17 protein-coding genes are annotated in these 20539 nt (G+C 67.8%); 11 read left to right on the top strand and 6 right to left on the bottom strand.

Annotated elements, in window-relative coordinates; all coding sequences use genetic code 11:
- Positions 1-61: 61 nt before the first annotated feature.
- From ACSQ2B_RS23620 to ACSQ2B_RS23605, 4 genes are all read left to right on the top strand, one after another.
- On the top strand, positions 62-1213 hold the full coding sequence (locus ACSQ2B_RS23620; protein WP_436053801.1) for a hypothetical protein: 1152 nt from the start codon (positions 62-64) through the stop codon (positions 1211-1213).
- An 18-nt stretch (positions 1214-1231) separates the two neighbouring features.
- Entirely contained in the window at positions 1232-3049 is a 1818-nt protein-coding gene (locus tag ACSQ2B_RS23615; protein ID WP_436053799.1) for a flavin-containing monooxygenase, read from the top strand.
- A 246-nt stretch (positions 3050-3295) separates the two neighbouring features.
- Complete coding sequence (locus ACSQ2B_RS23610) at positions 3296-5467, top strand: TonB-dependent receptor (protein ID WP_436053797.1); 2172 nt, start codon at positions 3296-3298, stop codon at positions 5465-5467.
- A gap of 30 nt (positions 5468-5497) precedes the next feature.
- Positions 5498-6817 carry a spinster family MFS transporter gene (locus tag ACSQ2B_RS23605; protein WP_436053796.1) on the top strand — a complete coding sequence of 440 codons (1320 nt, stop codon included), beginning with the start codon at positions 5498-5500 and terminating at the stop codon, positions 6815-6817.
- A 30-nt stretch (positions 6818-6847) separates the two neighbouring features.
- Here ACSQ2B_RS23605 and ACSQ2B_RS23600 read toward each other — a convergent pair whose 3' ends face one another.
- Both ACSQ2B_RS23600 and ACSQ2B_RS23595 read right to left on the bottom strand, forming a co-directional pair.
- Complete coding sequence (locus tag ACSQ2B_RS23600) at positions 6848-7660, bottom strand: TauD/TfdA dioxygenase family protein (protein ID WP_436053794.1); 813 nt, start codon at positions 7658-7660, stop codon at positions 6848-6850.
- A gap of 5 nt (positions 7661-7665) precedes the next feature.
- The gene (locus tag ACSQ2B_RS23595; protein WP_436053792.1) at positions 7666-9402 is read right to left on the bottom strand and encodes a class I adenylate-forming enzyme family protein; all 1737 of its coding nucleotides are present in this window, start codon (positions 9400-9402) and stop codon (positions 7666-7668) included.
- Between the two features lie 226 nt (positions 9403-9628).
- On the opposite strand from ACSQ2B_RS23595, the gene ACSQ2B_RS23590 reads away from it, so the two are divergent.
- A complete protein-coding gene (locus tag ACSQ2B_RS23590) occupies positions 9629-10144 on the top strand; it encodes a nitroreductase/quinone reductase family protein (RefSeq protein ID WP_436053790.1) in 516 nt (171 codons plus the stop codon).
- A 63-nt stretch (positions 10145-10207) separates the two neighbouring features.
- Here ACSQ2B_RS23590 and ACSQ2B_RS23585 read toward each other — a convergent pair whose 3' ends face one another.
- Both ACSQ2B_RS23585 and ACSQ2B_RS23580 read right to left on the bottom strand, forming a co-directional pair.
- Positions 10208-10621, bottom strand: a complete 414-nt coding sequence (locus tag ACSQ2B_RS23585) for an EthD domain-containing protein (protein WP_436053788.1) — start codon at positions 10619-10621, stop codon at positions 10208-10210.
- 125 nt (positions 10622-10746) lie between these two features.
- Complete coding sequence (locus ACSQ2B_RS23580; protein WP_436053786.1) at positions 10747-11352, bottom strand: TetR/AcrR family transcriptional regulator; 606 nt, start codon at positions 11350-11352, stop codon at positions 10747-10749.
- 205 nt (positions 11353-11557) lie between these two features.
- Between ACSQ2B_RS23580 and ACSQ2B_RS23575 the strand changes: the two genes are divergently transcribed.
- Positions 11558-11737 carry a hypothetical protein gene (locus tag ACSQ2B_RS23575; protein WP_436053784.1) on the top strand — a complete coding sequence of 60 codons (180 nt, stop codon included), beginning with the start codon at positions 11558-11560 and terminating at the stop codon, positions 11735-11737.
- Positions 11738-11854: 117 nt separating this feature from the next.
- Entirely contained in the window at positions 11855-12148 is a 294-nt protein-coding gene (locus ACSQ2B_RS23570; RefSeq protein ID WP_436053782.1) for a hypothetical protein, read from the top strand.
- Between the two features lie 91 nt (positions 12149-12239).
- On the opposite strand, the gene ACSQ2B_RS23565 is transcribed toward ACSQ2B_RS23570, so the two are convergent.
- A complete protein-coding gene (locus tag ACSQ2B_RS23565; protein ID WP_436053780.1) occupies positions 12240-13640 on the bottom strand; it encodes an aromatic ring-hydroxylating oxygenase subunit alpha in 1401 nt (466 codons plus the stop codon).
- A 435-nt stretch (positions 13641-14075) separates the two neighbouring features.
- Here ACSQ2B_RS23565 and ACSQ2B_RS23560 point away from each other — a divergent pair, with 435 nt between their 5' ends.
- Entirely contained in the window at positions 14076-15518 is a 1443-nt protein-coding gene (locus ACSQ2B_RS23560) for an NAD-dependent succinate-semialdehyde dehydrogenase (RefSeq protein WP_436053778.1), read from the top strand.
- A complete protein-coding gene (locus ACSQ2B_RS23555; protein WP_436053776.1) occupies positions 15478-16380 on the top strand; it encodes an IclR family transcriptional regulator in 903 nt (300 codons plus the stop codon). Before ACSQ2B_RS23560 ends, ACSQ2B_RS23555 begins: the two co-directional genes overlap by 41 nt.
- Positions 16381-16511: 131 nt before the next feature.
- Here ACSQ2B_RS23555 and ACSQ2B_RS23550 read toward each other — a convergent pair whose 3' ends face one another.
- Positions 16512-17429, bottom strand: a complete 918-nt coding sequence (locus ACSQ2B_RS23550) for a formylglycine-generating enzyme family protein (protein WP_436053774.1) — start codon at positions 17427-17429, stop codon at positions 16512-16514.
- 128 nt (positions 17430-17557) lie between these two features.
- Here ACSQ2B_RS23550 and ACSQ2B_RS23545 point away from each other — a divergent pair, with 128 nt between their 5' ends.
- On the top strand, positions 17558-18193 hold the full coding sequence (locus tag ACSQ2B_RS23545; RefSeq protein ID WP_436053772.1) for a TetR/AcrR family transcriptional regulator: 636 nt from the start codon (positions 17558-17560) through the stop codon (positions 18191-18193).
- A gap of 18 nt (positions 18194-18211) precedes the next feature.
- Positions 18212-20539: arylsulfatase (locus ACSQ2B_RS23540; RefSeq protein WP_436053770.1), on the top strand; the 2328-nt coding region annotated here is incomplete at its 3' end.

Here is a 20539-nt window from a genome sequence, read left to right as displayed (position 1 = left end):
CGTCCGACCGCGGCCCGCGCAAAGGGAGGGGATGAAGATGGCCGCAAGAGGAATCAGGTTCGTGGCGGGCCCAGCGGCCGCCTGGCGGCTGGCTCTGCCGGCCCTCGCCACGCTGATGTTGGGGGTCGCCGTCGCGCCGGCGAAGGCGGCCGACTGCGCGGCGATCGGGAACCTGACGCCTTACTGCGGCCTGCCCCATCCGGAGGATCTGGAAGTGCTTCCGGGCGGCGCCGGCGTGATCGCCAGCGACATGCATATCGCAACCGGTCCCGCTGGCATTGTCGGACGGCCCGGGAGCCTGAAATGGCTCGATCCGAAGACGCGCGCCGTCACGGTTCTCTACCCTTCCGCCACAGCGCCGCCTGGCCGCGCCGATTGGGGCGACCCGACCTGTCCCGGCGAGATCGGCGCCGCGCTATTGCCGCATGGCTTCCACCTGTCGCAACGCAGCGGCGGCGGCTGGCAGCTGCTGGTGGTCAATCACGGCGACCGCGAGTCCGTGGAGTTCTTCGAGCTCACCGGCAAGGGCGACCAATGGTTCCTGAGCTGGCGCGGCTGCGCCGTTCCGCCCCCGCCCAACCGGCTCAACGACGTCGTCGCGACGCCCGGCGGCGGCCTGCTCGTCACGACCATGCACAGGACGGGCGCGACAGGCTCGAGCGAAGCCGCGAAGAGCCCCAACCCGGCCACCGGCCTCCTCTGGCGCTGGACGCCGGGTCAGGGGTTCAGCGAGCAGGCGGGCAGCGCCGCGCCGAGGCCCAATGGCGTCCAGATCGACGCGGTCGGTCGCTATGCCTACCTCAGCAGCGCGGCCGGGGGCGGCGAAGTGCGCAAGGTGGATCTGGTCCGCGGCGAGGTCGTCGGGACCGCCTCGGTCCCGAAGCCCGACAACAGCTCCTGGACCGCGGATGGCCGCCTGCTCGTCACCGGCATGACCCCGGACGCAGATGGATCGGCCTGCTTCGTGACGCCCGCCGCACCCTGCCCGGCCGCCTTCGACGTCTACGCGATCGACCCTGCGTCGATGCGGGCCGAACGCATCTTTTCGCACTCCGGCGCGCCGCTCGGCGGTGGAACCGTGGCCGTGCAATACGGGTCCGACCTGATGATCGGAAGCTTCGCCGGAGACCGCGTCATGGCGGTGCGCGACTTTTTCAAGCCCGGCTCGCGCGAGCCGGCGGCGCGGATGGACGCCTCGCCGTCCGGAAAGTGATGGGATAATAAGGTCGGGATGGAACAGCTTGAGCGTAGCCGCCGCGATTTCGACGCCGACGCTCTGCGAGAGAAGTACCGCCAGGAACGCGAAAAGCGCCTGCGCGCGGACGGGAACAGGCAGTACGTCGAGATGGGGGGCCGCTTCGCCTCCTACCTCGACGACCCCTACACCGAGCCGTTCGAGCGCGCCCCGTTGCACGACGAGACGGAGGTCATCCTGATCGGCGGCGGGTTCGGCGGCCTCTTGGCCGGGGCGCGGCTGCGCGAAGCCGGCTTCACGGATATCCGCATCATCGAGAAAGGCGGGGACTTCGGCGGCACCTGGTACTGGAACCGCTATCCTGGCGCCGCCTGCGACGTGGAATCTTACATCTACCTGCCGCTGCTGGAAGAGATGGGCTTCATGCCCCGGCGGAAGTACACGCCGGCGCCGGAAATCCTGGACTACTCCCGCCGCATCGCCGAGCGCTTCGACCTCTACCGCAACGCCTGCCTGCAGACGATGGTCACCGAGCTGCGCTGGGACGGGGCGAGCCGGCGCTGGATCGTCTCCACCAATCGCGGCGACCGGATGCGGGCCAGGTTCGTCGCCATGGCCAACGGGCCGGCGCACAAGCCGAAGCTTCCCGGCATTCCCGGCCTCGAGGCCTTCAAGGGCCATACCTTCCACACCAGCCGGTGGGACTATGACTACACCGGCGGCGGGCCGGACGGCGGGCTCGACCGGCTCTCCGACAAGGTCATCGGGGTGATCGGCACCGGCGCGACCGCCATCCAGTGCATCCCGCATCTGGGCGAGGCTGCGAAGCGCCTCTACGTCTTCCAGCGCACGCCGTCCTCGGTGGACGTTCGCGACGACCGGCCGACCGACCTCGACTGGTGGAAGAGCCTGACGCCGGGCTGGCAGAAGGCGCGGATGGAGAATTTCACGACCATCGTCGCCGGCGGACAGGCGGAGGTCGACCTGATCAACGACGGCTGGACCGACGTCCTCACCCGCTTCCTGCGCAAGGAGACGCTGGCCGGCCTCGAGGGATCGGAACACGCCGCGTCAGATGCGGTGGAGCTGGCCGACTTCGCCAAGATGGAGGAGATCCGCGCCCGCGTCGCCACGGTCGTGAAGGATCCGGCGACGGCCGAGGCGCTGAAGCCCTACTACCGCCAGTTCTGCAAGCGGCCCTGTTTCCACGACGCCTATCTGCCGACCTTCAACCGCCCCAACGTCTCGCTGATCGACACGGACGGGAAGGGCGTCGAACGGATCACCGAGCGCGGGGTGATCGCGGCGGGCGTCGAATATCCGCTCGACGGCCTGGTGTTCGCCACCGGCTTCGAGATCGGCACCAGCTATACGGGGCGCTCAGGCTACGACGTGGTCGGCGCGGGCGGGCTCAGGCTTTCGCAGAAGTGGGCGAAGGGCATCTCGTCGCTGCACGGCATGCACGTCCACGGCTTCCCGAACCTGTTCATCTTCATGCGGGATCAGTCCGCGCACACGGTGAACTTCACCCATTCGCTGGACGAGCAGTCGAAGCACCTGGCCTACATCCTGCGCGCGGCGAAGGATCGGAACGCCGTCAGGATGGAGGCGACCCGGGACGCCGAAGACGCCTGGGTAGAGACCATCATCGAGTTGGCCCAGCTCAACCAGGAGTTCCTCGAGCGCTGCACGCCCGGCTATTACAACGGCGAAGGCCAGATCAACGCCGAGGCGGCGAAGCGCAACGCCGGCTATGGCCGGGGCCCGGGGGCCTTCTTCGACGTGCTGGACGACTGGCGCAACGACGGCCGGCTTGCCGGCCTGACGTTGGAGCCGCGAGGCGCCGGCTCATGAAAGCTCCCTAGCATACGTCCACGGCCGCGCACGAATTCCACCGGCCCAAAGTAGAGAGGGCGCGGAGCGCCCAATCTCACCCTAGCAACCGGATGTGCAGCCGAGGGACTCCCGTTCGTCGATCCTTGCAATGCAAGATCAGGCGTGAGTTCCTGTCCCCTACCGTGGCCGTGAGTCGCGGAGCATCAAAAACACCGTTCGAGCGGCTGCTGACCAGCGCCGCCCGATCGCACAGGGGGAAGCGCCATGACTAAGCGTATTCTATTGATGACGGCTGCTGTCGCGCTCGCCCATGCCGGTGCAGCGGCCGCGCAGGATCAGGGCGAGGCGACGGTGACGGAGGTCGTCGTCACCGCGCAGAAGCGCTCCGAGCGCCTGATCGACGTGCCCATGTCCGTCTCGGCCGTCTCCGGTGAAGCGCTCGCCCAGGCCGGGATCACCTCCACAGTCGAGCTGTCGCAGTCGACGCCGGGCCTGGTGACCGTCAACAACGGCTTCGGATTCGTGCCGGTGATCCGCGGCGTCCAGTCCTCGGGCACCTCTCCGGGCGACGAGAGCAACGTCGCGCTCTACCTGGACGATATCTCCATCGGCACGCCGATCGCGGGCTTCTTCGACCTGGCCGACATCGAGCGGATCGAGGTGCTGAAGGGGCCGCAGGGCACGCTGTTCGGCCGCAACGCCACCGGCGGCGCCATCCGCATCGTCACCCGCCGCCCATCCTTCACGCCGCAAGGGAGCGTGAGCGCCGACTACGGCTTCCGCTACGACGAGGTGAAGCTCGGCGGCTATCTGACCGGCCCGCTGAGCGACAAGGTCGCCGGCTCGCTGAGCGGCGTCCTGCGCAAGGGCGACGGCTACATCAAGGGCATCGGCCCGAACGTCGGCAAGACCTACGCCAAGCCGGACAACTACGTGGTCCGCGGCAAGCTGCTGTTCGAGCCGAGCGACGTCTTCAACGCCATGCTGTCCGCCGACAGCTGGCAGTCGCGCAACGACATCACCTTCATCAGCATGGTCCCCGCCGGCACCAACCCCTTCCCGCAGCTGCCCGGGACGATCCCCAACGGCCCCTACACCTTCGCCGGCTCCACCGAGCCGAGGGCGCGGGTGAAGGGCGACGGGCTCAGCCTCGACGCCAATTGGGAGCCCAGCAAGGATGTGACCGTCCGCTCGATCACCGGCTACCGCGAGGCCGAGGTCCATTCGCAGGCGGAAAGCGACCGGACCAGCCAGTCCCTCGCGGCCAATCAGATCAGCCAGTATCAGAAGAGCTTCAGCGAGGAGATCAACGTCTCCGGTCCGGCCGACGAGGCCGTGTCCTGGCTGATCGGCGCCTTCTACTACAACTCCCTGGCCTCCAATCCTTACTTCCGCCAGTACGCGGGCGATGCGCCCGGCGGGACGATCGTCACCAACTTCACCAACCGCATGCGCAGCATCGCCTATGCGGGCTTCGCCGACCTGACCTGGAACGCCACCGAGAAGCTGCACCTGACGCTGGGCGGCCGCTACAGCTCCGAGACCAAGACCTTCCGCTACCGCGACCTGGTGAAGCCCGCCGGCCAGGCGCTGATGTCCACCGACACCCGCAAGACCTGGAACAGCTTCACCTACCGCGCCGTCGGCCGATACGATTTCGCGGACGATGCGAACGTCTACGCCTCGTTCAGCAACGGCTTCAAGAGCGGGGTCTACAACGCCTACAGCTTCATCCCGAACCCGGTCGATCCCGAGAAGATCAAGGCCTTCGAAGTGGGCGCCAAGGCTCGTCTGCAAGGCGTCACCTTCACCGCCGCAGCCTACGCCTACAAGTACAAGGACATTCAGCTTTCGTCGCACACGACGATCAACGGCCTGCTGCTGGTGGCGCTGTCGAACGCCGCCAAGGCGAAGATGCGGGGCGTGGAGTTCACCGCAGACGGCCGGCTGACCGACCATCTCTCGTTCAACGCCGGCGTGGGATATCAGCCGACCGCCAAATACCAGGACTACACCAGGGCTCAGGTCACGGTGCCCATCCCAGGCGCCACCGGCCAGGGGACGGTGGCGCAGCTGGTCGTGCCCTTCGACGCCTCGGGCAGCCGGATGACTCGCGCCCCGAAGGTCACCGCCAACCTCCGCCTGAACTACAACACATCGCTGATGGGCGGCGAGTTCCTCGGCACGGTGAGCGGATCGTACAATTCCGGCTTCTACTGGCAGCCCGGCAACCTCTCGCACGAGGGGGCCTACACCGTGGTCAACTCGCGCCTGTCGTGGACGGAGCCCAAGGGACGCCTGACCTACTCGCTGTGGGCCAACAACCTCACCGACGAGGTCTACCGGATCGACGTCACCCCGAACGTGCTGGCCGGCGACAGCTTCAAGGTTCCGCCGAAGCGTCAGATCGGCGTCGGCGTCGAATTCGAGTTCTGACCTGGCGTCTCCCGCGGCCGGAGCGAGAGCATGACGATCGTTGATCCAGCCAAGGCGGCGGACGTCGGCTCTTCGGAGGCGGGGGCGGCGTCCCCGCCCGCCGGCCTCGCCTACCCGGGACGCGGCGGGCTCCTGCTGGCGCTGCTGGTGCTGGTCAACGTTTTCAACTTCATCGACCGGCAGCTGCCGTTCATCCTGATCAGCGCCATCAAGGCCGACCTGCATCTCACGGATTCGCAGATCGCGCTGATGGCCGGGCTCTCCTTCGCCGTGGTCTTCTCGCTGTCGGCCCTGCCGCTCGCCCACATCGCCGACCGCTGGAGCCCGCGTCGGGTGCTAACGATCTCGCTCAGCGTCTGGAGCGCGATGACGGCGTTGAGCGGCCTGGCGGGCAGCTTCTTCCATCTGTTGATCGCGCGGGCCGGGGTGGCGGGCAGCGAGGCCGGCTGCACGCCCGCCGCCCACGCCCTGATCTCGCGGACCTGCACGGCCGAGCGTCGGGCGATGGCGCTGGCCATCTTCTCCCTCGGGGTTCCCATCGGCAGCATGCTGGGCCTGGTGCTGGGCGGCTGGATCAACGACCTCGCCAACTGGCGAGTGGCCTTCTTCATCGTGGGCCTGCCCGGTCTGCTGCTGGCGCTGGTCTGCTGGTTCGTGCTGCCGGAGCTTGGCCACGGGACCGCGCGCCAGGCGCCGACCTCAGGCTTCTGGGCGGCGGTGCGCCACCTCTTCGGTCGGCCCGCCTTCCGGCACATGGCGGCGGGCAGCGCCCTCTACGCCTGCGGCAGCTATGCGATGAACGTCTTTGCGTCCGCCTTCCTGATCCGCGTGCACCACCTCTCGACGGCCCAGGCGGGCCTGGGCTTCGGCCTCGCCTTCGGCGTCGGCGGCCTGGTCGGAACCTTCGCCGGCGGCTGGCTCAGCGACCACCTGGGCCGGCGCGACGTGCGCTGGCGCCAGCGCATCCCCGCCATCGGCCAGCTGCTGTCGCTGCCGACCGCGCTGGGGGCCTGGCTCGCGCCCGACCCCGTTCTGGCGGTGGCCCTGCTGACGCTGACCTACGTCTTTGGCCTGCTGTATTTCGCCCCCTCGTTCGCCACGGCCCAGCTATTGGCCACCGGCCAGATGCGCGCCACCGCGGCGGCGGTGCTGAGCTTCTGCCTCACCCTGGTCGGATCTTCGGTCGGTCCGCTGGCGGTCGGCTGGGCGAGCGACGCCTGGGCGCCGCGTTTCGGCGACGAGTCCCTGCGCTACGCCATGTGCCTGATGGGGATCACCATCCTGTGGTCGGCCTGGCACTTCCACCTCGCCGCCCGCGCGCTGCCGAAAGACCTGGCCTCGACCGACTGAAGGGCTTCGGACGGCGAGCCGCCCCTGCCCTCAGGCGACCGATTCCTCGCCGTGCAGCGTCGTGCGGTCCATCAGGCGCTTGCTCCTGGTGTCGTAGGGCGCGGCCTTGTGCATGGCGCCGGTGTTGTCGAACAGCAGGAAGTCGCCCACCGACCAGCGGTGGCGATAGACATATTGCGGCTGGGTCGCGAACTCCTGCAGGCGGCAGAGCAGCGCCTTGCCCTCCTCGAAGCTCATGCCCTCGACATAGTAGGCGGTCGCGCCGATCAGCAGCGATTTCTGGCCGCCGGGGTGGGTCCAGACCAGCGGGTGCGACTTCGACGGATAGGACTGCCAGCGCTGCAACTCGGCGTAGGTCGGGTCGGGGTTGACCATGCGCTGGGTGCTCTCCAGGCAGTGGCGCACGCGCAGGCCCGCCACCAGCGTCTTGTCCTCGTCGGGCAGGTCCTCATAGGCGGCGTAGGTGTTGGCCACCATGGTGTCGCCCTGCCCTTCCTCGGCCAGAACGCGGCAGTTGAGCATGGTCGCCTTGGCCGGGATGTCGTCGTTGGCGCCGTCGATATGCCAGTAGAAGGCTCCGCGGGTGTAGTCGGCCACCGGGTTCACCTCGGGGTCGAGCGAGATCTTCTGCATCTCCTTGCCGCCGACGAGAAAGACCTCGCCGATCGTGCTGGCGAAGGCGAGCTGTTCTTCCGGGGTCAAATGGACCTGCGGAAAGACCAGGGCGCTGCGTTCCTTGAGCAGCCGGTTGATCTCCTCGGCGTGGGCGCCGCTGACCATCTCTTCCTTGGTGGTCCGGATCACCGAACCGACGCGGGGGGAGGCGTGCTGGACTTCGAACATGTGACCTACCGTTCCTGGTTCGGTTCCGCCTGGAGCCGCTTGAGCGCGAGGTCTCTCAGGCCGCTGGTCTTGACCTTGGCGCTGCCGGTGAAGCTGAGTTCGTCGTCGCCGACGAACAGCACTCTACGCGGCGTCTTGTAGCTGGCCAGCCGCGCCCGCAGGAAGTCGCGCACCGCGGCCTCGTCCAGCGTGGCGCCGGGCTCGAGCACCACGCAGCTCACCACCAGCTCGCCGAGGGTGGCGTGGGGCACGCCGACCGTCCGGCTGAGCTTGACGCCCGGACAGGCGGCCAGCTCGGCGTCCACCTCGATCGGCGAGACGTTGGCGCCGCCGGTCTTGATGATGTCGGTCATCCGGCCTTCCCAGACCAGCCGGTCGCGGTCGTCGATACGGCCGCCGTCGCCGGTCCGGAAGAAGCCCTCGGCGTCCAGGGTCTCGTCGAGCGGAACGCCCAGATAGCCCAGCATCAGGGTCACGCCCTTGACGGCGATCTCCCCGGACTGGCCGCGGGGCAGGACCTCGCCGGTCAGGGGGTCGACGACCTTGATCACCGCGCCCGGCAGCGCCTGGCCATGGGTGTCGTCGGCGACCTCGGCCGGGGTGTTCGCCGGGAAGCCGGTGACGATGGTGAAGGTCTCGGTGTTTCCATAGGACCATTTCGGCTCGACCCAGGTCGTCGAGACCGTCGGATGCCGGCCGAGCGCGGTCTGCACATCGACATAGCGCAGGCTGGACAGGTCCGTGCGAGCGAAGTTCGGCGCCTCCTCGAAGCGCGCCCACTGGTGCGGCCAGCCGACCGGCATGGTGACCCGCTCGGCCTCCATCAGCCGCAGCGCCTCGGCGGGCTCGAAGGTCGGCTGCAGGATGAGGGCGCCGCCGGAGGAGAGGGTCGGGCCCAGGGTCTGGCAGAAGTTGCCGGACCAGAAGAAGCCGTTGGCGCTCAGGCAGCGCACGTCGTCGTCGACGCCCGTGTACCAGACCCAGCGCCAGAGCTGCAGCGCCACTGCCCGATGGCTGCTGAGGATGCCCTTCGGTCGGCCGGTCGAGCCGGAGGAGAAGTAGATCACGCCCGGATCGGCCGGGGCTGTGGCGGCGGCGGTCCGCTCGACGAGCGCCGGCGAGATCGCCGCGCCGCGCGCCAGGAACTGCGGCCAGGTCTCGATAGCGCCTTGGGGCGCGCCCTCGCCCACCATGACCAGTCGCCGCAGGAAGGGGAAGTTGGGCGCGGCGAGCCCGCCCGGGGCGGCGGTCAGGATCTCCGGCGCCAGCTCCGCCAGGATGGCGGCGAAGGTCTTCTTCAGGACCTGGCCCTCGAACAGCAGGACGCTGACGCAACTGGCCTGCAGCAGCTGTTCCAGCTCCGCCGGGGTGGAGAAGGTGCTGAGCGTGACCGCCACGCCGCCGGCGAGACCGATCCCGAAGAAGGCGGCGAGCCATTCCGGACGGTTGGTCATCATGACGCCGACCCGGCTGTCCTTGCCGACGCCGCAGGCCGCAAGGGCGCGGGCGACCTCCACGGCCTGGGACCAGAGGTCGGCGTAGGTCCACCGCGCGACCTGGCCGTCGGTCTGGTGCACGACCATCGCCTCGCGCTCGGCGAAGCGGCTCGTCACCTCGCGCAGATATCCCGGCAGGGTCAGCGCCCCCAATCCCGGCTGGGCGTTCAGCGGGGGCCCGTGGATGACCGATGCGGCGGCGTGCGCGGCGGCGGCCAAGGCGCGGCTGGACACTGAACCTCCCATGGGACCTCCCATTGGCTCGGCGTTTGCGCCGCCCCTCGCGCGTTCGCGCTCACTACGCCTTGGTAGCCAGAGAGATCCGCAAGGGTCAATCGGAATTGAACTTATGTTCAACTTTTGGCTTGGACGGGTCGCGGGTTCAGGCTAACGGCTTGCAATCAGGCGACAGGCGAAGACTCTGGGACGTGAGGAAACGGGTCGAGCTCGGCCGGCCGCAAGGGAGCTTCCGATGAGCAACGAGAGCAGCGCTGCGATCTCCGCGACACGACGCGACTGGGTCACCGAACACCGGGAAATGTACCTTCGCTCCGGCGGCGCCGAAGGACACATCATGGACATCACCGCGGTCGGCGGCCGCGTCTTCGCGACGCACTGCATGATCCGCTACAAGGGCCGCAAGAGCGGGAAGACCTTCATCACCGCCCTCTGCTACGGCGACATCGGCGGCGAAGTGGTGATCTGCGCCTCGAAGGGCGGCGCCGACGAGCACCCCGAGTGGTACCTCAACCTCATCGCCAGCCCGGAGGTCGAGTTCCAGGTCGCCACCCAGGCCTTCCGCGGAACCTGGCGCGAGCCCCAGGGCGCCGAGCGTGAGAAGGTCTGGGCCTTCATGCAGGACGGCTTCCCCTTCTACACGGCCTACCAGGCCTCCACGCAGCGGCTGTTGCCGCTGGTGATGATGCAGGCGGTCGAGCCGATCCCGGTCTTCAAGGAATCCGACGCCACGGGACACCGGCAGAGCTGAGCGGGGCCCTACCTCCCGCCACCGCGGCAGCGACGGCGGGAGGGTGGTGCAGGTCGCAGTTGTTCAGTCCCCGTGCTTCAGTTCGACCCGCGTCGCCTCCCCGTTGGGACCCATCGGGGAGTCGTACTCTTCGACGGAGCAGACCGGATTGCTGTGAGACGCGAAGAGGTTGTTCTCGTCCTCCTTCACGGACGGCAGGCGGTCCGGATCGCTGATGATCCGTTGCGAATTTTCGAAGTCTTCCCGGCTATTCCACCAGATCTCCATGATGCAGTCATAGCCCGGGTCGAGCACCTCGCCCGTGACCGGGTTCATTTCCGGCTTCAGATAGCGCCGCACATAGCGCTGAGCATTGGGGATCGAGGGCGCGCGCCCGGAGCGCTTGGACAGCTGCGAGTGCTGGTTCTCGTAGTAGTCCATGAATTCTTCCATGGTCATGTCCGGACGCTTCCGAAAGAAGCAAATCTGCTTGAACATTATTGTTATCCTCCCACTGCAGATCCGAGCCGCTTCAGCAGCGCTCAGCGTCCGATCAGATCAGCTGTCGGAGGCGGGCCGGCTCAGAAAACTGAACACCTACTCAACATTCGTATCTGGACGAGTCAAGACGCCGGTTGTTCGGCGGGCTCGTCCTGTGGCTCCGGGCGCGCCACGCGCTTGAGCAACCAGTCGATCAGGGCGCGCACCTCGGCGTGGCCGTCGGTGAGACCGGTCGCCTCCTCCATGACCAGGATCCGCGAGATCCCGCTGATGAGGACGATCAGCGCCTTCGGATCGCAGATGCTCTGGTCGAGGCGTTCGCCCAGAGCCCGCGAGAGCGCCTCGGCCTCGCTGGCGCGGAAGTCGACGGCGGTGCGGGCGATCTCGGTGCGGATCCCCTTGCGATGATTGGCCAGGGCGTAGAGCTCGGTGCCGAGGCTGGTGTGCGCGGATTCCCGGCTCAGGGTCCAGAACGCCTGCAGCGCCTGCGGCGCGCTGAGCGCCTCGAGCGTCCGCTGATGCGCCTGCTGGGCGGCGCGTTCGTAGACGGCCAGCAGGAGGTCTTCCGTCGTGGGAAAATAGTAGTGGACCAGCGGCGGCTTGACCCCGGCCTCCAGCCCGACGCGCCGCGTGCTCACGGCCGCGTAGCCCTCGGCGACAATCAGCTTCTCCGCCGTGTCGAGCAGCAGCGTCCGCTTCGCCGCCCCCTTCGGTCCCCGCCCGGCCATTCCCAATTTCCTTCGCATTGCGGACCCGGCGCTGGCCGACGCCGGCGCTCGACCGCCGGGAGACGACGATCTCGGTTGCGCGGTCCCCCGCCCCGTCCGCTTCGCTAGCGACGCGGGCGCACGATCGCAAGCCTGACCCCGCCACGATCAAGCCGCAATCTGCACGTCAAATGCAACTCAAGCGAGAATGGGACGTATTAACACGATGGCCCACCCACCTGCAGAACCCCAGTCGTGGCTGGCCGGCCTCGTCGACGACGCCGGCGTGGAGGACCTGCGCCGGCAGCTGGAGGCGGTGAAAGCGGCGCTGGAAGCGCATGACACCCGGATCTTCGCCGCCGACCTGGCGCGCCTCGGCGAGGGCGAACGCTCCGGACCCGCCTGATCGCGTCGCACGAAAACGGCCGTCACCGATCAAATGGCGCCTCGCGCGTCTTTGTCTGACGCTAGACAGATCGAAACGAGCTTTCGCGCAATTCTGCTCGCTTCCGGAGGAAGCCCCATGAGCGACGTCGACGAAGTCAGCGCTGAGCAGCAGGCGGCGCTGCAACCCGCCGGCGTCTATGCCAACCAGGTCTTTCTGAACGTCATCGACGGAATGATCCGGATAAGCTTCGGCCTGAAGGCGGGCGGCCATCTCAACTTCAATCAGGCCGTCACGATAAGCCCGGGCCTGGCGCTCGCCCTGCGCGAGCTGATCGATTCGTACGTCCAGCCGCCCGCGAAGGCCGAGCGGACCAAGACGCAAAAGCCGAGCCGGCCGGGCCGGGTCAAAGAGATCCGCAGCTACAACTGACCCCGGGCCTCAGGCCCTCCGCGCGACCCTTGCACCCCTCCATCCAGCGGCGCGGCCGTCACGGACGACCGCGCCAAAGCCTCGCTCAGGCCTACTTCTTCAGGAGCCGCGGCGAGCCCGTGCCCATGACGTGGGCCAGGTTGCGGTGGAAGTTGGTGATCTTCTGTTCCTGGTGCGGATTGGGCAGGGTTCCGCGGAAGCCGCGCGAGCGCATGCCCTTCTGCACCGCGGCCATGTTCCCGAAGTCCTGGGCCAGCACCATGCCCCACTTCTCCCCGGTGGCCTCGGCGTAGACCCACTCGGTCTTCGGCTCCTGGCCTTCGGGGAAGCGTTCGATGGCGTAGGATTCGAAGATGCACTTGTTGGGGTCGTCGCCGTACGGGCGCGAGCGGTAGCAGAGGGCGAAGGTGATCCCCTGCAGGATCGACATGTTCGGGAAGACGTGCCAGGCGAGGCCGGCTTCCGCCATCTGCTCCGGGGTGATCGTCGGCCACTCCACGCCGCGCGCCGCGTCGTCGGCCCGGGCGGAGGCCAGCCAGTGCTTGATCACCTCCGGCGCGGGCGTGCCCTCCGGCAGCTCGTCGACCAGCCGCCTGGCGGCGTTGACCAGGGTCTCGGTCGTGCTGGCGTTGTTGACCGTCGTGTAGATTTCGTTCTGCAGCTCGTAGGTGGAGACGCGGGGATCCTCGCCCTTGCCGGCCCGGGTGATGGTGCTGCTCTGCTTCATCATCAGGTCGGGATTGCGCTGGTCGAACCCGCTGACGCCGTGCAGGCCGTAGGCGGCGCTGTAGGCGTAGTAGTCGCCATGCTCGAGCATCTGGGTGTGGGTGCCGGCGACGTGGTACGGCTCCATGAAGGCTTCGAGCGCAGTCTTCCAGTTGCAGTCGAAGATCACCCACTGGCGCCACTTGTAGCGCATCTTCTCGAACTGGAAGGGGCCGAGGATCCTGGCGGCGTCGCCCAGGTATTCCTCGAGCGGCACGGCCTCCAGATCCATGTTGATGAAGATCCAGCCGCCCCAGGTGTCGACCTTCACCTTCGACAGCGCGGTGTCTTCCGCGGTCAGCTGGTTCTTCCAGTCCTGCGGCTCGTGGACGTAGATGTTCTTGCCGTCCAGGTCGAAGGTCCAGCCGTGGAAGCCGCAGACGATCTTGTTCTTGTGGCCACAGGCGTTGTTCTTGCCGTCGGGCGTGTCGATCAGCCGACGGCCGCGGTGCGGACAGACGTTGTGATAGGCCTTGAGCGTGTCGGGGGCCGTGCGGAAGACGATGATGGAGTCGTCGCCGATCTCGTAGGTGATGTAGTCGCCGACGTTCGGAACTTCCTCAACGCGGCCGGCCATCTGCCAGACCTTGGGCCAGAGGAGCTCGCGCTCGGCCTTCGCATACTCCGGGGAGACGAACGCCTCGACCCCATAGGTCAGCGGCTCGTGCAGATCTTCGACGCCGATCTCGACCGGCTTGCCCCTGTTGATGTCGACCGGCTTGTTCACGATGTCCTCCACCTTGGTCTTGTTCGCGAAAGCCAGGCGGTCGAGGCGGACCCCCGCGGATGGCCTTCGAAAAATTTCTCCGGACAACCTGTCGAATTTCAATTCGCAAGTCATCCGCCGAATGAGACGCCTCAGGCCTCTTTAGCTCCGGCGCCGGAGCGCTCCTCAAAGGTAGGCGCCCCCGGCCGCATCGCCAGCATCGGTCCGCAGTCCGTCGCTCGTCGGGCTAAATTATGACGTCAGTTAGCAATGCCGTCCAGCCAGGCGCCAGGGCAGGCAAGCCAGCCATCCGCCGTCGATAGGTCGAAGTTTGCTCAAGGCGGCGGTTGGATGATATCGCGTGCGACGCCACATGAGCCATATTCGACGCGAGACGACCGCGCGCCTTCTGAGCTGTCGCCGACGCTCGCCCAACGAACTGAGAGATCGCAAGCCATGACTGACCGCACCCTCTTCAAAGAACAGGCCTACATCGACGGCCGTTGGTGCGACGCGGACAACGGCGGCACCATCTCGGTGACCAATCCGGGAACCGGCGAGACGCTCGGCACGGCGCCGAACATGGGCGCGGCGGAGACCGCCCGGGCGATCGCTGCGGCCGAGGCCGCCCTGCCGGCCTGGCGGGCGCTCACCGCCGGCGCGCGGGCCAAGATCCTGCGCAAGCTCTACGAGCTGATGATGGCCAATCAGGACGCGCTGGGCGAGCTGATGACCCGCGAGCAGGGCAAGCCGCTGTCCGAGGCCAAGGGTGAGATCGCCTACGCCGCCGCCTTCGTCGAATGGTTCGCCGAGGAGGGCAAGCGCGCCTACGGCGAGGTCATCCCCAGCCACGCCGCCGACAAGCGCATCGTCGTTCTGAAGCAGCCGATCGGCGTGGTCGCGGCGATCACGCCGTGGAACTTCCCCTCGGCGATGATTACCCGGAAGATCGGCCCGGCCCTGGCGGCCGGCTGCACCGTGGTGCTGAAGCCGGCCTCGGCCACCCCCTATTCCGCCCTGGCCCTGGCGCTGCTCGCCGAAGAGGCCGGCGTGCCCGCGGGCGTCTTCAACGTGGTGACCGGCAGCGCCCGCGCGATCGCCGGCGAGATGACGCGCAATCCCGTGGTGCAGAAAATCAGCTTCACCGGCTCGACGGAGATCGGTCGCGAGCTGATGCGCGACAGCGCTGAGACCATCAAGAAGCTCTCGCTCGAGCTCGGCGGCAACGCGCCCTTCCTGGTCTTCGACGACGCCGACGTCGATGCGGCGGTCGAGGGCGCGGTGCTCTCGAAGTTCCGCAACGGCGGCCAGACCTGCGTCTGCACCAACCGCTTCTACGTCCAGGACGGCGTCTACGACGAATTCGTCCAGAAGCTCGCCGCCCGCGTCGCCAAGCTCAAGGTCGGCTACGGCCTGGACGCCGGGACCGAAGTCGGACCGCTGATCGACAACAAGGCGGTGGCCAAGGTCGAGGAGCATCTGAGCGACGCCGTGGCCGGCGGCGCCAAGGTGCTGGTCGGCGGCGAGCGCTCGAGCCTGGGCGAAAGCTACTTCCTGCCGACGGTCCTCTCCGGCGTCACCGCCGAGATGAAGATCGCCAAGGAAGAGACCTTCGGCCCGCTGGCCGGCGTGATCCGTTTCACGGACGAGGCCGACGCGATCCGCCAGGCCAACGACAGCGAATACGGCCTGGCCAGCTACTTCTACGCCCGCGACATCAGCCGCGTCTGGCGGGTGGCCGAGGCGCTCGAAGCCGGCATGGTCGGCATCAACACCGGCCTGATCTCGACGGAAGTCGCCCCCTTCGGCGGGGTCAAGCAGTCGGGCCTCGGCCGCGAGGGCTCGCGCCACGGCCTCGATGACTACATGGAGATCAAATACCTCTGCATGGGCATCTGACGGCGCCACGGTGGCGGGGGCGGATTCATCGAAGGACGGCGCAGACAGGACGGACAGGGAAGACGCCGGTCCGCGCGCGATCCTGCGGGTTCCGGAGGTGCTCATCGCCATCGCCGCCAAGCGCGGCGGCGCCGGCCTCGCCGAGCTCAGCCAGCAGCTGAAGCTGCCGAAGACCAGCCTGCATCGGCTGCTCGCCACCCTGGAGCACGGCGGCTATGTGATCCGCCAGGCGGGCCTCTACACCCCGGGGCCGGAGAGCTTCCGCCTCTCGCGCCTGATCGGTCAGGCGGCGCCCTCGGCGGACTTCCCGGCCTGCGCCCGGCCCGTCCTCGAATGGCTGGCCCATGAAACCGGCGAGACGGTGATGCTCTGCGTGCTCTCCGAGCGAGGCGCCGAAAGCATCTACGTCGACGTCATCGAGTCCGAGGCGCCTTTGCGGTTTGCGGTCCGGGTCGGCAACCGGCGGCCGCTGTTCAGCGTCGCGGCGGGCAAGGCGATGCTGGCCTTCCTGCCGCCGGAGGCCCAGGCGCGCTACCTGGACCAGACCGACTTCCTGCAGTTCACCGCCGACACCACCCGCAAGGACGAGATGCCGGACCTGCTGCGCCAGGTTCGCGAAACCGCCGTCGTGCTCGACCGCAACGGCATCGTCGACGGCGCCAGCGGCGTCGCCAGCCCGGTGTTCGATCGCGAAGGCGAGGTCTTCTGCGCGGTCTCCATCGCCGGCCCGACGGACCGCGTCGCGGCCCATCGCGCCCGGGCCGAGCTGCTGGTTCTGCAGGCCGGCGAGCGGATCTCACGGATTCTGGGCTACAGCGGCGACTATCCTCCGCAAGGCGAGGGCCGTTCTCCGGCGGATTGAGGCAGGGCTGATCCGGCGGTCGCCGTCGCGCCGCCGCGGGATCTCGCGATCGACCGCGTCCGACAAACGGACGTTCCGAATGACTGCTGAGGGTGGATCGAGGACATACGCGCTGGCTCGAGCGCCTCAGCTCACCCGGAGGTGCGAAGCACGCACCGGAAGCCCACGTGGCTCGTCGTCGTGTCGATGCTCTGGGGGTGGCGCGCGGCCGGGCGATAACGCTGGCAATAGTTCTCGGCGCAGAGGTGCGAGCCGCCCTTCAGGACCTTGCGCGGCCTGCGCATCGGATCGGCGGGATCGAAGCTCTGGTCGCGCCTCGGCCCGCGCGGGTTGTCCGCCGCGCAACATGCGGCTTTCGTCGAGAGCTCGCTCTTCGGCTCCGCATACCAGTCACGGGTCCATTCCCAGACGTTGCCGATCATGTCGTGGAGGCCGTAGCCGTTAGCCGGGTAGGACTTCACCGGCGATGTGAGCGCCCAGCCGTCCAGCTTGAGGTTTTCGTGGGGGAAGGCGCCTTGCCAGTAGTTCGCGAGCATCGCCCCGCCTGGAGCTAGCTCGTCGCCCCACGCGTACTCGCAGCCGTCCAACCCGCCACGCGCAGCGACTTCCCACTCGGCTTCCGTAGGGAGGCTCTTGCCGGCCCAGCGGGCGTAGGCTTCGGCGTCTTCATAGGCCACATGCACCACGGGATGATCCCAAAGCTCCTCGATCGAGCTCTCAGGCCCGCGCGGATGCGCCCAGTCGGCGCCGAAGCAGAAGGCCCACCACTGCGGCGGGCGATTCGGGTCAGCCAGACCGGCGGGGGGCGCAAAAACAGCGGAGCCCGCCCTGGCCGTGGATGGATCCATCCCGGGATACAGCCTCGGGTCCGGGGCCTTTTCGGCGAAGGTGGCGTAGCCGGTTTCCCGCACGAACTGCGCGAATTGGGCGTTCGTCACCGGGGTCTCGTCCATCCAGAAATCGCTCACGCGCACGCGCCTGACCGGCCGTTCCTCGGGATAGAAGCGCTCTGATCCCATGGCGAAGGCGTCGCCGCTGATGCGGCGCATGCCTTGCGTCCTTGGGCCGCCGAAAGCAGCCGTCTGTCGCATCAAGCCTCCACCAGCTCGGCGGCCGCACAACAGCCGCTTGACTAAGATAACGCATCTGCCTCATTTTGTATGCAGGAAGAGGGGCCATGGCGAACACTGCTCGGAAACGGAACGATCCACGACGCGAGGCCACGCGCGTCGCGCTGATCGAAGCGGCCGAGACGCTGTTCGCGGAACTCGGGGTAGAGGCCGTCTCGGCGCGCCAGATCGGGGCGGCCATTGGCTCGCTCAACACCAATGTTGTCGCTTATCATTTCGGCGGCAAAGATCAGTTGATCCAGGCCGTGTTCCATCATCGGCTGCCGGCTATCGACGCCCGACGGGCCGAGCTGCTGGCGGAGCTGGAGGCGGCCGGCCGACCTTTGGCCGCGCCCAACCTGCTGAGGGTCTTCGCGCTCCCGCTGTTCGAGCAGACGGACGGCGCCGGCAAGCACAGCTTTGCTCGTTTCCTGGCGGCGCTGGAGCGCTCGGGCCTGGCGGCCGCGCGCGGACTGGTGATCGAGGAGTATCCGGAGACCGAGCGCGTCACCGATCGGCTGAACGCTTTGTTGCCGAGCGGCGCGCAACCTGACGGGCGAACGCGGATGCGCCTGGTCGTCAGCATGCTCAGCACCATGCTCCAGATCATCGACCGGGACGAAGGTCTTACGCCCACGGCCGCCCTGATCAAATTCGAGAGCGCCATCGCAATGGCGGCCGCGGCGTTCGCGGTTCCACAATAAATCTGAGGATCCGCACGCATGAAATCCCGTCTGATGCTTGGCTGCGCCGTCCTCGCCATATCGGCGTCCGTCGGCGCGAAGGCGCAGGACCGCACTGTGCTGCCGATCGGGCCTTCGCCTTTCTCCGGCGTGATCGCCGAGAACGCCGCCGACGCCAAGCCAGCGCCCCTTCGGCCCGTTCGCCCGCCGCAAGGGGCGCCGAACGTGTTCCTGTTCATGTCGGACGACACGGGCTTTGCGATGTCGAGCGCGTTCGGCGGGCCGGTGCCGACGCCCCACTTCGACCGGCTGGCCGCGATGGGCCAGCGCTACAATCGCTTCCATACGACGGCGATCTGCTCGCCGACCCGCGCTTCGCTGCTCACCGGCCGCAACCATCACAACGCCGGCGTCGGCTACCTGTCGGATCTGCCCACGGGCTTTCCCGGCTACGGCGGCCGCATCCTGCCGCAGACCGCCACCATCGCGCAGGTGCTGCGCCTGAACGGCTACAGCACGGCCATGTTCGGCAAGCATCACAACACGCCGGGTGCCGATCGCAGCGAGGCCGGTCCGTTCGACAGCTGGCCCACGGGGCTCGGGTTCGACTACTTCTACGGCTTCGTCGCCGGCGACGCCGATCAATTCGAGCCCGTCCTGCATCGCGGCACGAACATGCTGGCCCCGGACGAAGGCGGTGCAGGCGGCGGCAGGATGCTCGATCGGCGTCTGTCGGACGACATCATCCGCTGGGTGCACAACCAGAAGGCCGGCGCGCCGGACAAGCCATTCCTCATCTACTACGCGCCGGGCGCCACCCACGCCCCGCACCAGGCTCCCGCTGAATACATCGCCCGCTTCAGGGGCAAGTTCGATCAGGGATGGGACAGGGTGCGCGAGGAGACGCTGCGCCGCCAGATTGCGGCCGGTGTCGTGCCCAAGGGTACGCGGCTGACGCCCCGCCCTGCCGAGATCCCGGCCTGGTCATCGCTCAGCCCGCAGCAGAAGGCCTACGCCGCTCGCGCCATGGAGGCCGCCGCAGGGCAGATGGCCTATATGGACGAGCAGTATGGCCGCGTCCTCGCCGAGCTCGAGCGCATGGGCGAGCTCGACAACACGCTGTTCGCCGTGATCTTGGGCGACAACGGCGCCAGCATGGAAGGCAGCCCGAAGGGCGCGTTCAACGAGCTGCGCGCCATGGGCGCCGACGATGAGCGCGAGGCCTTCATCTACGCCAACGCCGACCAACTCGGCGGGCCGGAAAGCTACGGCAACTACCAGGCGGGCTGGGCCATGGCCATGAACACCCCGCTCCCACAGGGCAAGCAGTACGGCTCCATGCTGGGCGGCGTCCGCAACGGTATGATCATGACTTGGAATGGCCATGTGGCCCGGCCGGGGTCGGTCTGCGCCGAGTTCGGTCATGCGATCGACTTCGTTCCGACGGTGCTCGAAGCGGCGAAGATCCCGGCGCCGAGGCAGGTCAACGGCGTCGATCAGAAGCCGATCGATGGCCTGAGCCTGCTGGCCAGCCTGTCGCGCTGCGAGCCTGCCAAGCCCCGCACCCAGTACTTCGAGCTGGGTGGCAAGGTCGGGCTTTACAAGGACGGCTGGTTTCTCAGCGGCGATGATGGCCGGCTCGCCTGGGAGATGGCCGCAAAGGAAGGCCCCAAGCCGCCGATTAGGTGGTCGCTGTATGACCTTACCCGCGATTTCAGCCAGTCGACCGACCTTTCGGCAAAGGAGCCGGTGCGCATGCAGGCCATGATACGGGACTGGAATCGGGAGGCTGAGCAAAACAACGTCTTCCCCCTCTTCCACACCGCAGGGCGCGGCCGCGCCAGTCTGGAGACGCTGGCCGGCAGCGGGCGCAAGCACTTCGACTTCTGGGGCAAGGACGTCAGCCTGCCTATGAGCGCCGAGCCCCGGCTAATCGGCCGCTCCTACACCCTCGAGGCGGATTTGGTGCTCGACAGGCCCGATGCGTCCGGCGCCGTTGTTGCGCTCGGGAGCCGTTTCGGCGGTTGGAGCCTCTATCTGGACCAGGGTCGGCCGGCGTTCACTTGGGCCCGCTCGAGCGATCCGGTCGAAACCACCTCAATCCGCGCCGACAAGGCGCTGGCTGCCGGAAAGCAGACGCTCCGGATGCGGTTCGCCGTCTCCAGTCGAGGCGGACCCGCCGAGGTTATTCTCAGCAGCGGCCGAGAGGAACTCGCCCGGGGCAAGCTGCCGATCAGCGTGCTGATGCCCACCGGAAACACCGAGACGCTTGATGTTGGTCGGGACATAGGCGTTCCCGTCGCCGCCTACCGCACGCCGCACGGCGCGATCGAAGGCGACGTGCGGCATGTACGGGTCGACCTCGAC

It is taken from the genome of Phenylobacterium sp. LjRoot225, from assembly GCF_964252855.1.
GTDB lineage: Bacteria > Pseudomonadota > Alphaproteobacteria > Caulobacterales > Caulobacteraceae > Phenylobacterium.
Note: the sequence above shows the minus strand (reverse complement) of the source record. Positions and strands in the feature narration are given on the sequence as shown.

Bases quoted from the DNA above. Each gene is read 5' to 3' on its own strand.
- ACSQ2B_RS23580 (WP_436053786.1), bottom strand. From the start codon at position 11,352: ATGGCCGGGCGGGGACCGAAGGGGGCGGCGAAGCGGACGCTGCTGCTC.
- ACSQ2B_RS23610 (WP_436053797.1), top strand. From the start codon at position 3,296: ATGACTAAGCGTATTCTATTGATGACGGCTGCTGTCGCGCTCGCCCAT.
- ACSQ2B_RS23600 (WP_436053794.1), bottom strand. From the start codon at position 7,660: ATGTTCGAAGTCCAGCACGCCTCCCCCCGCGTCGGTTCGGTGATCCGG.
- ACSQ2B_RS23605 (WP_436053796.1), top strand. From the start codon at position 5,498: ATGACGATCGTTGATCCAGCCAAGGCGGCGGACGTCGGCTCTTCGGAG.
- ACSQ2B_RS23585 (WP_436053788.1), bottom strand. From the start codon at position 10,621: ATGTTCAAGCAGATTTGCTTCTTTCGGAAGCGTCCGGACATGACCATG.
- ACSQ2B_RS23615 (WP_436053799.1), top strand. From the start codon at position 1,232: ATGGAACAGCTTGAGCGTAGCCGCCGCGATTTCGACGCCGACGCTCTG.
- ACSQ2B_RS23550 (WP_436053774.1), bottom strand. From the start codon at position 17,429: ATGCGCCGCATCAGCGGCGACGCCTTCGCCATGGGATCAGAGCGCTTC.
- ACSQ2B_RS23570 (WP_436053782.1), top strand. From the start codon at position 11,855: ATGAGCGACGTCGACGAAGTCAGCGCTGAGCAGCAGGCGGCGCTGCAA.
- ACSQ2B_RS23545 (WP_436053772.1), top strand. From the start codon at position 17,558: ATGGCGAACACTGCTCGGAAACGGAACGATCCACGACGCGAGGCCACG.
- ACSQ2B_RS23560 (WP_436053778.1), top strand. From the start codon at position 14,076: ATGACTGACCGCACCCTCTTCAAAGAACAGGCCTACATCGACGGCCGT.
- ACSQ2B_RS23575 (WP_436053784.1), top strand. From the start codon at position 11,558: ATGGCCCACCCACCTGCAGAACCCCAGTCGTGGCTGGCCGGCCTCGTC.
- ACSQ2B_RS23595 (WP_436053792.1), bottom strand. From the start codon at position 9,402: ATGGGAGGTTCAGTGTCCAGCCGCGCCTTGGCCGCCGCCGCGCACGCC.
- ACSQ2B_RS23555 (WP_436053776.1), top strand. From the start codon at position 15,478: ATGACTACATGGAGATCAAATACCTCTGCATGGGCATCTGACGGCGCC.
- ACSQ2B_RS23590 (WP_436053790.1), top strand. From the start codon at position 9,629: ATGAGCAACGAGAGCAGCGCTGCGATCTCCGCGACACGACGCGACTGG.